Below are 15,111 nucleotides of genomic sequence, written 5' to 3'. Positions count from 1 at the left end.
TATCGCCGATCCCCCTGAATGTTTCATGTCCTTGAGGAAGGGCTTATTCAGCGGCCTCCGCCACCGGCAGGACCGAAATAAATGTGCGGTTCTTGAGACCTTTGTGGAAAGTCACGGCGCCATCGACGGTTGCAAAGATCGTGTGATCCTTGCCCATGCCCACGCCTTCACCCGGCCAGAACTTTGTGCCGCGCTGACGCACGATAATGTTACCGGGGATGGCGGCTTGACCACCATAGAGCTTCACGCCAAGGCGACGGCCCGCTGAGTCGCGACCGTTCCGGGATGAACCACCTGCTTTTTTATGTGCCATTTGGTCTCTCCTTAGCCTTTAGCCAGTTCTTTGGCCTGTTCGATCCAGCCTTCACGCTCGATCCGGCCTTTGAACGACAGTTTCTCGTCCATAGCAGCAACGTCCTCTTCGGTCCATGCTGCAATTTGTGCAAAGGAGGTCACGCCGCCTTCGATCAGTTTTTTCTCAAGTGCCGGGCCAACGCCGGACAGCTTTTTCAGGTCGTCTGCACCCGCATCCGCTTTTGGTGCAGGTTTGGCTTTTGCCTTGGGCGCTTCGGCCTTGGCTTCCGCCTTCTTGGGGGCCGCTTTCTTAGGTGTTGCCGCTTCAACGGCTTTCACGGAAACGGAACCTGCACCCATCGCAGCCTTGACGCCGGATTTATCAGCGCCGGACGCCAGAATATCAGTAACCTTGACCAGTGTCAGCTTCTGGCGGTGGCCCTTCGTGCGCTTGGAAGAGTGCTTCCGGCGGCGCTTGACGAAGTTGATGACCTTCTCGCCCTTGACCTGATCGACGACCTCGGCCTGAACGCCGGCGTCTTTGACGAAGGGCGCGCCGACAACCGTCTTGTCGCCACCCAGCATCAGAATATCGTTGAATTGGATTTTTTCACCTGCGTCAGCAGCCAGTTTCTCAACACGGAGCGTATCGCCCGCCTGAACCTTGTACTGCTTGCCGCCAGTCTTGAGGACCGCGAACATGCGTCTTTCCTTTGCTCTACCGCGTCCTGTGGTCCCCGTTTCCGGGCGTTTTGGCGAATGTGCCACCTCGAACAGCGCACTCAGTCAAGAGTGATCGTGATAAAAACAACAAGGCCCGGCGCACCGGACCTCATGTATGAAGCCGCCATTTGCACCACGGGGGCTGCCATGTCAAGCGCGTTTGTCCTTAGATATCATTCGCTGTCGCGTTCAATGCCACAGCCCACCCGAGACCGTAGGCAACTTCCTGAAAGATATCCTCGTACCCCTTGAACAGGGCTGCATTCAGCGCTTTGCCGGCGTCACTACGGGAGAAGGCAAGATACGCTTTCAGATCATCTTGTTCCAGGGGCTGATAGGCCAACAGAAAATAGCCGTAAATCCATGCCTGCGCATCTTGGCGCACCTTCTCCTCTGAGGCCCAGACTTCCTTGAGTATGTCATCTTCGGACATCTCCACGAGGCGACCATCCGCCATACCCTGATAAAACTGAAAGCTGGTGCTCAGGGTAATCGCCACATTGAGCTCAAGAAGGTCGTTTGCCTCGATAAACTCCGCGACAAGAGCGGCTTTGGGATCGTTCCGGTTTTCAAGATCCTGATAAGCCTCGGCGGACGCCTGCTGCACCGTCTCATCCAGCATGGCGCGACGCGCGGCAATCTCCAACTCGGTGATCGTCTGACCCACCACCGTGTCGAAAAACGCGATGCTTTGATCCAGTTCATCGTCATTCAGGGCATCCCCCAACGCAGCGTAGAGCAATTCCTGCATGCGTATCGGGTTATAAAGCGCATCAACCTGGGTCTGCCAAAGCGCCCCACCCTGCCCGCTCAATAGATCGGCATCCAACCCATCCGCATCCTGCAACCCTTCGGCGCGAATGATCACGGTCAATTCAGGCAGGCGCAACGCATCCATCAACACGGTCACCCGTGCATCTGACCAGGCAGGAACAGCCATCGTCAGGAAAACAATCGCTGCGCAAACGACCCGCATGATCAGAGGTCTTGGCTCGGCTGCAGCTTTTGCAAGCGTGCAGCAACAGCCTCGTAGCGATTGGCCATGATCTCGAATTGAACCGCATTCATCAGCTCATAAACCTGCTGCATCTTTGGATGTTCCAACGCATCAGCATAGGCGGTGATATCGTCGTCAGAAAAGGCCTGATAGGTATAGGCCGATCCTGTCAGACCAGCCAGTTGCATGCTGCGCCGAAGCTCGCCCTCTTGCGATTTCAGACTTTCACGCAAATCCGCTTCCTCCATCCGCAACTCAATGACGCCCGCAGAAGCCGCGGCCATGAGAAAACGCACCTGCACCTCCTGAATGGCACGGACCGAAGCATCTTCCGAGCCTACGGCCTTGTTGAGCCGCTTGAGTTCTTCAAGACGTGGAGACCCGATCTGAACCAGACCGGCGACAATGGCTTCGCCGCTCTCTGTGCGCAGGGCTTCATCTTCTTCCATATGCGACGTGTTCTCCGCAGCCACTAGCCGTCGCCCCAGATCGGACGCATAAAAGTCCACCGCGTGGGTCAATAAATCGTCCTCAAGGGTCTGTGAGAGGATATCCAAAGCCATGGCATGCATCTGTTCGGTATCGAACACATCCTCCACCAGACGCGTCCATTCAGATCCAAAATCCTCAGCTTCAAGACCGATCATGTTGGGCGCATTTTCCGCGCTCAACCGGATGCTTTCCAAGGCAACATCAAAGCCAGTTACTTCCAGAAACGCCTCCAACCGGTCCAAGTTCGCCGCCCGCACCGGCGACAGAAATATTGTACCGATCATCGTGATCACTAGGAAAAATTGGCCGGGATGGAACCATTTGGTCATCAGGAACTCCTGTATCTGCTCGGATTTGCTGTTTGTTGGACCGAAGATTAGGGCATTTGTACGAACGAGCAATGAAATTTCCCGTGTTCACCGAATGCCGGCCGATCTTTTCTTGTCAGTACTCTGAAAGCAAAATCGGCCTCTTTCTGCCAGCCACCTGCGGCACGGTGCCGACGCTGGTTGAAAAACCTCGGCGCGTCATTTCAAATCAAACCGAACTCTTAAAATTCGCATGTAAGGTTATGAAAATAAATAAATTCCTCTGATTGCACATCGTGCTTTCCAAACCGGCCTTCAACAGTGAGGTCAACGCACGCAACATTTGCTAGCTATTCGGTGCCGTCACGACCCTTTGCAATCGATCAGCAAAAATCGGTCAAGTCAGCGCATCTGGTTCTCCCATTTTGGAGAATTCGGACTTTGCGACGGCGAATTTTCGTAATTTGCAATTCAAGTTTGCGATACATCATCGCGAATGTAGACTGGCCTCAATTAGCTTTTCCGGACTTCTATTGACCGCTTTCATTGCACATATTGGCGCCTACGCCGCATTTTTCGGCCTTCTTGACGCCCTGCTCTCTCGTGAAGCCAGGGAGAGTTTTTCAATGTATATCTTTGGCTTCGAGGGTTGCGATTTCCCTAAAATGGAAAAGGCCCTGATGGATAGCTTGATAGGTTTCGTGCTGCCGCGCGGTCGCCCTATTCTCAGTGTATTCAGGCTTTGGATGGTTTCCTGGGCAGCTTTGACACTTAGCTATTCAATCGGCTCATATTGGACATTCGAGACTGGAGGCGATGGACACGCATATCAAGTGGCGCTGGCCGAAGGCTACGGTGCCGTAGCTTGGCTTCTCTTTCAAGCAGCTGTGGCAATTTCCGTTTTTGCGACTTTCAGTCTTCCAAACGATTTCATCAGCGCAAGGATCACGCGTGCCATCTTTGTGCACGAACAACGTTCGCTGGCAACATATCCGTTCTGGATACTGGTTGACGCCGTCGCTTCGCTTTTGGTCTGGGGTGTTCTCATTGTCGCGATACTATCTATCAGTTTTTTTGGGGGAGAACCCTTGTATGATACCGAAAGCATCAACAGTTTCGGCGATTATTTCTCCCTCGATGGTTTCTTCGTCGCCCTATCTACCGGTGTAATTTTCAGCGGTAACTCGATAGTGTTCCTCTCGGTTGTGCAGATCATCGCGTTGCTGCTTGGCTCGCTTACCCGGCTGCTTTCGGGAGCATTGCGGGTCAACCAATGGTTGGCACTCAATTCCAACGTACATATGGCCCCGTTCACCTTCCTTGGCATCCTGACAGGGATGGTCGTTTACCTGATTTGGGGTGTTTAGTGTATGGGCACCAGCAGCCAAACGCGGATTCTGGGACTTCGGGTCAACCAAAGCTTTTGGTCACGTTGCGGCGATTGTGTCAGTAATCTGATCGCAGGAGCGATCGACAATGACGCGGCTAATGGATTGCAAAAAGCCAGTGCGATCAAAGCAGAAGCGAAACCGGACAAAGACAGATCAGAGCATGAATCGCCAAAAAAGCAATCTTAAAAGCAGCAAGCCCCCTTGCGGACGCAAAAGGAAAAGCATAGGGAAATCAGCGTCGGAGAGGTGCCGGAGTGGTCGAACGGGGCGGTCTCGAAAACCGTTGTGGGTGCAAGCCTACCCAGGGTTCGAATCCCTGTCTCTCCGCCACCATCATTAAGCAATTGTAAATAAAAGAGTTACTTACGAGGCATCAGTCGCACCGGCGTCCACGATGGACCATACGCAGGCAGGTGGAATACCCCATCTCGGGCGACCACGCGGACCCGGCACCGTCTGGATTTTCAAGCTGCCACCCCCTGCTTTAGCCGCCCTCCAAAACACATGGGTATTGGGTACTTGGCAGCTCCCAGGAGCCCGTAAGTCAAGCGATTTCGAAACTCTGTCTTCCCTCTTGTAAAAACCAAGCAAGCCGCTTTGCCGACCTGAAAACCCTCACCATCCTAACACCAACAAAGATGCAGATTAAGTCGGTCCCCGCTCAGCTGTCGATTGCCAAGACATCGCCCCGACCGTTTCAACAAGGAGAGCGAACGGCCCGATCTTCGGTGACGATAATTTTTCAAAAGCCCTAGTGACGTGCATCAGGTGGCGGAAAACCGCCGTGGCTCGAAAACTTCCCCCTAACAGCGCCGTTTCCCTTAAAAAACCGGAGCATCTTCGAAATCCTCTGGAGATTTTTGAAGGCTAGTTTCGGTCAAATTCCGCGCAAACAAGTCCGGAGAAATTTCAACGCTGACGGGAATCTAACCGGGATGTACGCTTAAGGTATTATTTTCAAAAATGGTATTCCTATGGTCGCCCCAATTGAGCTATTTCGTTATTTCGTGGGCCGCGCTCCCAGACCGCGGCGAATTGTCTACCGGTTGATCCTTGCAGAACTGAACACCACGTTCAGTCGGGATATTCTGGCCGCCGCCGCCTCGCCCCGAGCTCGAGAAGCCGTGCGCAGCGTGTCGCGTGCTCATATCGCCCAGAACACAGCGACCCAGCAGCTTGATGATATCGAGCGCAGGTTTCCCCTCAGACGATTTGCAGAAAGTTGGGACAATGATGCACCCGACACCCTTGATGCAGCGCGTGCAATGGTCCTGGCAATTTTCAACAGACCGGTTGAGGACGTCGTTGGCGACGACGAATTCAACCGAATACGCGACATTCTGCGGGACTTAATGATCGCGCTGAAACTTGCGGTCCTTCCGGAATCTCTGCCCATCCGTCGCGCGTCCGATATGTTGCGGGCGTCAGAGCTCCTGCTGACGCTGCACCAGAACCCGGATGCCATAGATTTCGAGGATTCCTCGGCGCTCCTGAAAGCGGTGATTGCCCTGCCTCCCGAATTGTTCCCCCCAGCAGACCCTGTCGAGTTGGAGGAAGAACCGGAGCCACCAGAAGAGGACCTGACCACAGAAAAACTGGAAGAACGGGCAAAACGCCTGGAACTGGCCGCTGCGGAGGTGGTCGGTCTTTCCGGATCCGGTATCGAAAGGGTACGTCGCGCCCGGGTGGCGACAGGCGGACCAGACGCATTGAGCGCGGGAGGACGGGAAAGCACTACAGGTCGAACTGCAACAACCGCTGCCGCCGCGCGGCTCAGCGATGAGGCAGACGATATACCTGACGAAATCTCGTTCATTGGTGTCTCGCAGGCAGCGGTTGGCCGTTTGTCGTCGGACACCCAGGACCTTTTGGCCGAGCTCGATGTCGACATCACCGGGCGACCCTATGACGAGGTGCTTGACCGTATCGAGGTCGAACACCAGATGACCACTCTGCGACTGATCGATGCGGATGCTGCCGATGGCGCCGGGCCGCGTATTCGCACGGGATCAGCCGTGATGCCTGCCGCAGGAACGGCCAGCCCGTTGTTTCCCGGAATGGGAACCATTCTTGACCCGTCAAGCCTACCGCCAACAACTGTTGGCCCGATCAAACCCATCGGTGTGGGCGATCTTCTGGTCACGCGCCAGCAGATCAAACGCTATGAGGCGGGCGAAATCTCCCATGTAGAAAATGTTCTGCAATCGGAATCCCGTAACCGCGAGACACGCCGCCTGCGCCGCACCGAAGAAACCTTCGTGTTCGAAGAAGAGGAGAAAAAGGAGGAGGAACGCGATCTCCAGACGACCGAACGTCTTGAAATGCAGAGTGAAATTCAAAATACCCTGCGCGAGGACAAACAATTCAACATTGGGGGGTCGGTGTCTGCGGGATACGGACCCTTTGTCCAGGTCGAAGTGTCATCAGCCTATGAAACAGGCACATCGCAGGAACAGATCAACAAGCTGGCCACAAGCTACGCCAAAGAGGTGACCGAGCGGACCGCTTCAAAAGTGGCGTTACGAACGCGACGCGAACAAACCCGTAAGACCATCGAGGAATTTGAAGAAAAAAACCAACACGGCTTCGACAATACGGAAGGTACCGAACATCTGTCCGGCATCTACCAGTGGCTTGACCGTGTCTATGAGCTTCAGGTTTATAACTATGGATTGCGGGTGCTTTTCGAATTCGTGGTGCCGGAGCCGTCGGCACTGCTACTGCGAGCAATCGAGCACCAGATTGGCAAGCCGGAAGGATTGAAGCCGCCCCGCAAACCTTCCTTTGGACCGGGGCATCTGACCCGCACAAACTACGGCAAATATGTACGGCGCTACGAGGCGGAAGGCGTTCAACCGCCGCCCGCTTTTGCCACGCGCATCGGCAAGAGTTTCACCTTCACCTCCCAAAGTGGCGAGGCCGAAGACAATACTTCCGAAGCGCTGCTCAATGTGCCAGAGGGTTTCAAGGCTGTCTCCTGTAGCGCGAAAATCCTGCACTACGGTTTCACAAGCGATACACGACGGGCCTATGTCTCTGTCGGATCGAATTCGCTGCATCTCAAGAAACGCGCCGAGGGGTCGGCATCGCCCGACAGCAGCGACCTGCATGATACCTTGCCCGAAATCGCTGGCGAAGTGCCTGTCGCCTTCTATGCTGTAAACGTGCTCAATTGTTCGGCGACTGTCACCATTCATTGCGTGCACACACAAGCCGCGTTTGAGAAGTGGCAGGTTGAAACCTACGATGCGTTGCTGCGCGGTTATGATGCGCAGCGCGGACGCTATGAAGAGAAACTGGCCATCCTGAAAGCCGAACGATCAGGTGCCGCGCCCGAAGGTCGAAACCCCGGTCAGAACCGCCTGATCGAACGGCGGGAGATAAAACGTTTGTCGATCGCCATGATGACCGGCCAGCACTTCGCCAATACGGGCGTGCATCTTTCACCTCAGGCGGCTGAGTTCAATTTCGACGCAGCCGAACGCGCGGGCGTTTATGCCCGCTTCTGGGAAAAGGCCATTCAGTGGAACGAGTTACAGTGGGAGCTTCTCCCTTATTTTTGGACGTCGCGGGACACGTGGGCGCGCATGCTCTACGAAGACACTGATCCGCTGCATGCGGAGTTCATCAGTGCCGGTGCTGCGTTGGTGCGCTTTGCAGTATCGCCGGGTTATGAGGCGGCGGTGCTGCACTTCCTGGAAACAGGCGGTGTTTGGGAAGGTGGCGACGAGCCCAGTGTCACCTCGGAAGAATATGCAGCGATGCTGGATGAGGTGGAAGCCGTACGGAATCGCGAAACTGGGGACGGGCCGCTTGCCACCCCGGAAGGATCAGGTGAAATCCCTGTCGGAGATCCTTGGGAAATCAGGGTGCCGACCACTTTGGTCAAATTGCGACAAGACAATGCGCTGCCTGAATGGGTCAAAGATGAGGATGGCCGCTGGCATCCGGTCGACCAGCCGGATGACTAAGCGCGCTACCGCTGTGCCGACACATACTCCCGGGTGCTAAGATGCGCTTACCATTGATCCTTGCGGGCCCGATCGTGCGGCGGGCCACGCCAGAAAAAATCTGGGTGTGGCTCGCGACAAGCGAATTGCTCGATCCGCCTCATCTGATGCTCTTTACGGATGGCAATTCGCCTACCTCACCGGGCCCGGTCAAAGCCAAGATTGAATACTACCCAGTCGCCGTGGCCGACAACATGTGGATTTACATGTTGAGCGCGACGCCGGACACGCCGCTGGACCGAGGGCGGATATATTTCTACGATGTTCGGCTCGACGGGACACGTCCGCTGTTTAAATCCGACGATTACCGGCAGTTCCTTCTTAAAGGAAATCGGCTGCCGACCTTTATGCTTGGGGCCAGAGGCCAGAACAATTTGCGGGCGCTTTACGGGTCCTGTCGCAAACTGCATGGGCCCAATCCCGACATGATGAAAGCGGCTGATGAAATTCTGCAGGACGCTACCGAAAAGAACCGGCCGCAGTATTTCTTTCTCGGCGGCGACCAGATTTATGCGGATGATGTCGACAGTCAGTTGCTGGTGCTAACGCGACCTCTGCGCGATGCGCTCTTTGGCGGCAAACGTGAAATAATTCCGGGCCTCAGCCCCGTTGCGCTCAGCGACACCATTGATCGCTCCAAATTTCTTGAACATTTCTTTACATCTGGGCACATGCCGCATCATCTGCTGACTTTTGCGGAATATGCGGCGACCTACATCATGTCCTGGAACGGGGACCTATGGGAGCCGTTGCTGAAGGCGGGGAAATTCTCGTCACTCGACAAGGCGGATTTCTCAAACCGGATCATTGGCAAGAGAGTCCTCGACGGCGCGTTGGGGGCAAAGAGCGCCAGGCGGGTGCTGGCCAATTCAATTTGCTACATGATCTTTGACGATCACGAGGTGACCGACGACTGGTTTCTCAATCCCGAATGGCAGCTGAACGCCACAAAATTCAGCTCCGGACAAAGAATTCTGACAAATGGCATGGCGGCCTATTGGGCGTTTCAGGGATGGGGAAATGATCCCGAAGCGTTTGACGATACGTATCGCTCGACCATCAGCAGGTTTGCGGAAACACGCGGTCGCGGGACTGAAGATGCCTGGTCAACCCTGATCAAAACGGATTGGTCATTTGCGGCCCCGACCTCGCCACCCGCGATCTTCCTCGACACCCGGACCAAGCGCGAGGAATCTCCAAAAACGCTTGATATTGACCGTGCTGACAGGGGGCTTACCGGACCAATCACCTGGACAACCCTGCGCCTCAAGGATGCACCGCGCCTGTTGGACAGTGGCGAACGTGCGCGGCTCACCGCCTTGATATCCAAGCATTCAGCTTCCGGTGAGCCCCTCATCGTGATAGCGGCCGCGCCGATTTTCGGATTTCCGCCGATGGAATGGGTGCAACGCGTCATTGGGCGCGAGTCGGGCACTGCGGCTGATCTGGAAAGCTGGGCCAGCAACCCGCGCAATTTCATCGATGCATTCGACCTGTTTCTGGATGCGCAACCCAACCCGCTGATCGTTCTGTCAGGCGACGTTCACTATGGTTTTGAGATCGTCGGGCGCATGTCAACGGCGAGCCAATCGGTGCCTTTTGTCCAGCTGTGTTCGAGTGCGATGAAGAATGAGATCATAGGAGGCAGCAAGTTCTTCTTCAAAATCATTAGCTTGTTTGGAGAGTCTGTTGCTTCTTTCGGGTTCTGGGATCTCAAGGAAAAAGGCAAGACAGACGGGCCTATCGCCTATACGGAGACCAGTGATTTCGCCAATGGCGTCTTCAGCAATAAATTCAAATCATCGCCCCATTACCTGCTTCAAACTCAGTTCATCAAAAGATCAGGCAGGCGCTCGGTCAAACAACTGGTCGAACGTCAGAACAATCTGGGGGAACTGTTGATCCGCGGGCAGCAGGTATCACATCGACACTGGCATCCATCGTCGGCAGGCCCCTTCAGCGCACGGTCCTTCAAAAACTGGAATACAGGCAATTGGCCGATCCCCGATATGATCCGCGCACTTCGAGCCCTGTTTGGATCGTGAACACCGCTGGATGTTTCTCCCCGCGCAGGTGAAACTACGCGGCCGAACGGATCAGGCATCCAAAATCTGGATCAGTGCAGTTTCAGCCTGCAGAGCCATCCACTTGCATCTGATAGTCTTCCGCGTCGAACCATCCTTGCGAGGATGTGATTTTCAGACTCTCGTCTAATTCCCACTCTTCCCACCCGCTGACATCCAGCGGATTGCCGGTTTCAGCATGATGTCCTGTAAAGGTCCAAAGAAATATAACATGATTGCCTGCGGCGCGAATGCCGCCGCTGGTCAAAAGCAGATCAGGGACATCGGCATGAAACCCCGCAGCCATTTCGGCCAACCCTGTGTGACCGACCGAAGGATCGCCCCGATTGATCACAATTTGCGAGTTGGGTGCATGGCACGCGGCGACTTCTTCGGGAATTCTTGAGTTCCAGGCGGCGGTGTAACGCGTGGCAAGTTCATCCAAGGCGGCTTGACTGAAAGACATTGAGGTATCCGTTGGTAATGAGAAATCATATCTGACAAAACGGTCGCCGCAATATCCGGATTTGTCAATTTCGACCCGGATTGAGCTGCAGCAAAATAGCTGAGGTCACACGCAGGCGCGACCGCTAACGTTCCGTGGTATCTCTCAAGAAAAACGGCCCGGATAGATCAAAAGACAGGATGTCTCAGCGCTTCCTGAGCGTTGGGAGACCAAATAGCCTTGAGAGCGAAAATCCGGCGCCACCCTCAGCATCCTTGGCTTCCGCATGCTTGATGATCAGCGGCAGGATGGCGTCGGCCATCCGCGCATGACGCGAGAAAATCGACCCCGTAAAAGGCTTGCGCCCGCTAATCAACGGGATCGGGAAACCGGCCATCCGTGCATGCCGCGGAAAAGCGAACTTATCAGCCGGCTTGCGATTGCTGATGAGGGAAATTGGGAAATTTGCCATTCTCGCCCCACCAGGCACGAGAGCATTGGTTCCTGTTTTCCCGTTGATCAAATGCGGGAACGGCCAGTTCGCCATGCGGGTGTGGCGCCCGATGATTGTCCCGCTGAAAGGCTTGCGCCGACTGATCAAAGGGATCGGGAATTTCGCCATCCGGGCGTGACGCGGAAATGCAAACTCACTCCATGGCTTACGACGGCTTATTAACGGGATCGGGAACTTCGCCATCCGGGCATGGCGTGGAAATGCAAAGCGATCACTGGGTTTCCGGCGACTGATCAGTGGAATTGGAAAATTTGCCATCCTTGCGTGACGCGGGAAAAGGAATGCTTCGGATGGTTTTCGACGGCTGATCAGTGGGATCGGCCAATCTGCCATATAGTAACCGGTAGGTGCCAAATCCTTGTCCCGGGTCAGAATATGCGGATGATCTTTCAGGATTGTCGCCGCCGCCTGAGGTTTGTCCTTTACATAGACCTCTTCGATCAGCTGGCCCATATCCACGGCGCCCATTTCGGCAGTCAGCTCCCGGGTTTTCCTTGCAGCACCCAATGGCTTGTAGGTTGCTTTGGCCAGCAAAACCGCCCCGCCTGATTCCAGGCGTTTTTCGTAAGCTTTTGCGGTCTTGGCTTCGACATGCTCCGCAGCCAACACATCCGAGAGACCCGTCGCATCGGTAAAGACAACCAGGTCATTTTTGGGGAACCGCTCGAATTGCAGCGCCTGTTTGACCAGTTGAGCCTTTCGCGCGCTCTCAAAGTACCGCGTAATGACTTGTGTCATGATGCCTCCGCCGGTTTGGAATGCAGGTCCGCTACAGACCGCTGGGTTATGTCAGGGGCGCGGGCATTTGCCGCGCGCCAAGCCCCGCACAGGGGCAACAATATAGCGCAAGCCAGCGCCAGGAAAACAATCTCAATTAAGAAAACCGCATTGTAAGGCGTGTGCACCGCAAGGTCTGACTGCGCTGACATGGCGACGATCACGTCGCGCACGATGCCTGCAAGAGCCACACCGAGACCGGCTGATGTCGCCTGAACCGCGCCCCAGGTCCCTAGCGCAAGGCCGATCTGGTCGCGCGCCGCCGACCGCATTGTCGCCGTCAGGGTTGCGTGACCAAAGAGCCCCGCACCGATACCCGTTGTCAGGGTGCCCACCAAAAACATGAACGAGCCACCGCCGAGCGAAGACAGGATTATGGCTGCGAAGCCGGGAATGCCAATCATCGCGCCGATCAGACCAAGCCGCGCGGGAGACCGACCCGCGCCCAAAACGCGTGAGGCGACGCCAAAACCGATCAACGTGCCGCCAGCCAGAATCGCAGTCAATTTTGTGGTCTGCGCCACAGAAAATCCCAATGCCTGTCCGCCATAAGGTTCCAGCAGCACATCCGCCGCCCCGAAACCGAATGTCCCCAGGGCAATAACCGCCAGAAGTCTCTTTTTCCCTGGCTTTTCAACAAATTGCGTCCAAGCTGCACGGAAGGGTAGGAACTGTGTGGTTTGCATTTTCTGTGCGCGTACCCGGTCTCGCGCCTCTTGTTTCCAAAGAGCCAGAAGGTTCAGCGCAACGGTCACAACCGCCGCCCCCTGGATCACCTGAATGAGACGGCCGGGCGTGTAATTCTCCAGCAAGGCACCAAAAACAAGCGCGCTCACGACCATACCAACGAGCAACATCACATACATCAGGCCCACAACTTTGGGCTGATCCTGCTCGTCTACAAGATCGGTTGCGAGTGCCAGGCCGACGGTCTGGACCATATGCACGCCAGCACCAACCAACAGAAATGCCAGTGCGGCAGAAGACAGGCCCATCCACCGCGGCGCGTCCACCGCTTCACCGTATCCTGAGAGGACAAGCAGCGCGAAAGGCATGATGGCGAACCCGCCAAACTGATACAGCGTGCCTTTCCAAATGTAGGGCACGCGGCGCAAGCCAAGCGCTGATACATGCACATCAGATTTGTATCCAATGATTGTGCGCAGCGGGGCGAAAAGCAGTGGCAATGCCAGCATGACGGCCACGAGCGTCGCAGGAACGTCCAATTCGACGATCATGACGCGGTTCAATGTGCCGACAAGCAGAACCACCGCCATGCCGACGGTGACCTGAAAGAGAGATAATCGCAGCAGGCGTGAAAGGGGCACGTCCTTGCTCGCTACATCCGTAAAGGGCAGATAGCGCGGCGCAATTGATGCCAGCTTTCGCAAGGCAAATGTGCGGTAGTCGAACATTAACTTCTCGCAATTCGCAATCCGTTAGCGGCCCGCGGGCGCATTGCCCGCAGGTCGTTTCCGTGTCAGGCCCCTTATCGCATCAGCGAAAGGGACCATCCGTTAATTCTTGATGATAGCCGGCGGCGCGGCCGCACTTGCATTGACCACATCCGGGCTTTGTAAAACGGCCGTTGTCGTGGTGCCGTCCGGCATGATGACAAGAACCTGCTGTCCGCCGTTTTGCATCGGCAACGCATAGGATGCCTTGGCCGTGTTTTCGGGAAGTGTCGCGGCGGCTGCCTGTTGATCACCTGTGCCCAGTTCGACCCCGGAGAGGAAATCGGACACCCAGGACGTGTTGCTCAGAACAGCAACATGAACCGAGAATGAACCTACGGCGACTGCGCCGAGGAACAATGGAACGCCGACGGCAGGGGGAACGACAAGCCACATTTTTGCATTGTTCATGATATTCCTCCTTTAGCCGAGCCAGGGTGTCGCGGCAGCGACAAGCATGTGGGCGATGAGCGCGATGAGACCGAAAACGCGTGTACCATCAATAAGATAACTGTGAACTTCTTCGGCTTCGTGCAATGTTAGACCGGTTGGCCAAACCTTGTCTGGGTCGTCGGACATAGTGTTTCCTCCAATTCGCTTCATATGAAGTGCTCCAGCAGCCTCCGACGTGAAGGCGCAGCGCTGCCGAGCAGCTCTATGGTCGCGACACGCACACTCGCTCCATACATCAAGAGTGTCATATTTTACAGACAATGCAAGTGTAAACTTTACTTTACGCCCTCTCAGCGCAAAGAAGCAGCACTTATACGCTCAGATATCGCTTTGTTCTGGCGCGTGCAGTGGCTTGCCCCATCCAGCCAATGAAATAGGGGCGGTTTGCGCAAAAATTTCAACGTTGATCCTCAAGCGAGAAATACCCGATCCACTCAAGGTCCGAAGTCTTTGATGTGGTCGCCTCAACCCGTCTGCAGTCAATTTGAGCGGAACGGAAGCCGCTTTGCGGTTTCCGCTACGGCGCATAGCTCATGCGAACTATTTCGTGCCCCGATGTGTCATCAAATCGCCGGCCGATTTCGGCAAAACCATATCTTAGATAGAAGCGATGCCCTGAGCGGTTACGCGCAAACACGTCCAGCTTGACCGTTTCGCGCTGCGACAAAATAAAGTTCAACAACGCGCGCCCGATCCCCTGATGCTGACATTCGGGCCGGACATAAAGTCCTGTGACGTCATCCTCCAACACTGAAATGAACCCAACCGGCACGCCTTGTTGTTCCCAGATCCATGTCTCGGCCAGTTCCACGAAACGTTTTCGGATGATTTTTTGCAATATGTCCAAATAGGCGTCGCTAAGAAAAGGGTGAGATTTTTGACTCGCAACACGCCAGATTGACACAATCGTTTCCGTGTCCTGGGCTGCAAAGGGCCGGATCATGGCTCTATTCATCCCTCAATGCAAAAGGGTCAAAATTCCTGACGCTCATCGACATATTCTGCGCCCGGCATGGGAACGGGAACCGCGCCCTACCCGCAACAAACTGAACGCCCCGCGAAACGTGCGGCACTCCCGTCAGCTTGCCGGAACAAACACGCGCGCGCAACGCAAATCCTCGGTGGGCGTTTTCAAGTTTGCCTTATTTTGTTGATCTTTCGGGGCCAACCAAGTAGGTTTAACTGTGCAT

At 55.3% G+C, this 15,111-nt stretch carries 14 protein-coding genes and 1 tRNA gene; 5 read left to right on the top strand and 10 right to left on the bottom strand.

The window, feature by feature from the left end; all coding sequences use genetic code 11:
• Window positions 1-43: 43 nt before the first annotated feature.
• From rpmA to Q0802_RS20085, 4 genes are all read right to left on the bottom strand, one after another.
• Complete coding sequence (gene rpmA / locus Q0802_RS20100) at window positions 44-313, bottom strand: 50S ribosomal protein L27 (RefSeq protein ID WP_195820307.1); 270 nt, start codon at window positions 311-313, stop codon at window positions 44-46.
• Between the two features lie 11 nt (window positions 314-324).
• On the bottom strand, window positions 325-996 hold the full coding sequence (locus Q0802_RS20095) for a 50S ribosomal protein L21 (protein ID WP_298921612.1): 672 nt from the start codon (window positions 994-996) through the stop codon (window positions 325-327).
• A 187-nt stretch (window positions 997-1,183) separates the two neighbouring features.
• Entirely contained in the window at window positions 1,184-1,993 is an 810-nt protein-coding gene (locus Q0802_RS20090) for a DUF2059 domain-containing protein (RefSeq protein ID WP_298921611.1), read from the bottom strand.
• Window positions 1,994-1,995: 2 nt separating this feature from the next.
• Window positions 1,996-2,790, bottom strand: a complete 795-nt coding sequence (locus tag Q0802_RS20085) for a DUF2059 domain-containing protein (RefSeq protein WP_298921633.1) — start codon at window positions 2,788-2,790, stop codon at window positions 1,996-1,998.
• 557 nt (window positions 2,791-3,347) lie between these two features.
• Between Q0802_RS20085 and Q0802_RS20080 the strand changes: the two genes are divergently transcribed.
• The 5 genes from Q0802_RS20080 to Q0802_RS20060 all read left to right on the top strand — a co-directional run bounded on the left by Q0802_RS20080 (window position 3,348) and on the right by Q0802_RS20060 (window position 10,260).
• Complete coding sequence (locus Q0802_RS20080; protein ID WP_298921610.1) at window positions 3,348-4,181, top strand: hypothetical protein; 834 nt, start codon at window positions 3,348-3,350, stop codon at window positions 4,179-4,181.
• Window positions 4,182-4,184: 3 nt separating this feature from the next.
• Complete coding sequence (locus tag Q0802_RS20075; RefSeq protein ID WP_298921609.1) at window positions 4,185-4,391, top strand: hypothetical protein; 207 nt, start codon at window positions 4,185-4,187, stop codon at window positions 4,389-4,391.
• Window positions 4,392-4,445: 54 nt separating this feature from the next.
• Window positions 4,446-4,535: transfer RNA gene (locus Q0802_RS20070), tRNA-Ser, on the top strand.
• Between the two features lie 644 nt (window positions 4,536-5,179).
• Window positions 5,180-8,176 carry a hypothetical protein gene (locus tag Q0802_RS20065; RefSeq protein WP_298921608.1) on the top strand — a complete coding sequence of 999 codons (2,997 nt, stop codon included), beginning with the start codon at window positions 5,180-5,182 and terminating at the stop codon, window positions 8,174-8,176.
• A 41-nt stretch (window positions 8,177-8,217) separates the two neighbouring features.
• The gene (locus Q0802_RS20060) at window positions 8,218-10,260 is read left to right on the top strand and encodes a hypothetical protein (RefSeq protein WP_298921607.1); all 2,043 of its coding nucleotides are present in this window, start codon (window positions 8,218-8,220) and stop codon (window positions 10,258-10,260) included.
• A gap of 82 nt (window positions 10,261-10,342) precedes the next feature.
• Here the strand turns inward: Q0802_RS20060 and Q0802_RS20055 are convergent, their stop codons facing one another.
• From Q0802_RS20055 to Q0802_RS20030, 6 genes are all read right to left on the bottom strand, one after another.
• Window positions 10,343-10,744, bottom strand: a complete 402-nt coding sequence (locus tag Q0802_RS20055) for a nuclear transport factor 2 family protein (protein WP_298921606.1) — start codon at window positions 10,742-10,744, stop codon at window positions 10,343-10,345.
• 184 nt (window positions 10,745-10,928) lie between these two features.
• Window positions 10,929-11,975 (bottom strand): PucR family transcriptional regulator, encoded by a 1,047-nt coding sequence (locus Q0802_RS20050; protein ID WP_298921605.1) that lies wholly within the window; start codon window positions 11,973-11,975, stop codon window positions 10,929-10,931.
• Window positions 11,972-13,429: a PucC family protein gene (locus Q0802_RS20045; RefSeq protein WP_298921604.1), complete on the bottom strand. Its 1,458-nt coding sequence runs from the start codon at window positions 13,427-13,429 to the stop codon at window positions 11,972-11,974. Before Q0802_RS20045 ends, Q0802_RS20050 begins: the two co-directional genes overlap by 4 nt.
• A 102-nt stretch (window positions 13,430-13,531) precedes the next feature.
• Window positions 13,532-13,879, bottom strand: a complete 348-nt coding sequence (locus Q0802_RS20040) for a light-harvesting protein (protein ID WP_298921603.1) — start codon at window positions 13,877-13,879, stop codon at window positions 13,532-13,534.
• Between the two features lie 12 nt (window positions 13,880-13,891).
• The gene (gene pufB, locus Q0802_RS20035) at window positions 13,892-14,047 is read right to left on the bottom strand and encodes a light-harvesting antenna LH1, beta subunit (protein WP_298921602.1); all 156 of its coding nucleotides are present in this window, start codon (window positions 14,045-14,047) and stop codon (window positions 13,892-13,894) included.
• A 391-nt stretch (window positions 14,048-14,438) separates the two neighbouring features.
• Window positions 14,439-14,732, bottom strand: coding sequence for a GNAT family N-acetyltransferase (locus tag Q0802_RS20030; protein WP_366523343.1), 294 nt, complete (start codon window positions 14,730-14,732; stop codon window positions 14,439-14,441).
• Between the last annotated feature and the right edge of the window lie 379 nt (window positions 14,733-15,111).

The organism is uncultured Roseobacter sp., assembly GCF_947495275.1.
Taxonomy (GTDB): Bacteria; Pseudomonadota; Alphaproteobacteria; order Rhodobacterales; family Rhodobacteraceae; genus Roseobacter.
Note: the sequence above shows the minus strand (reverse complement) of the source record. Positions and strands in the feature narration are given on the sequence as shown.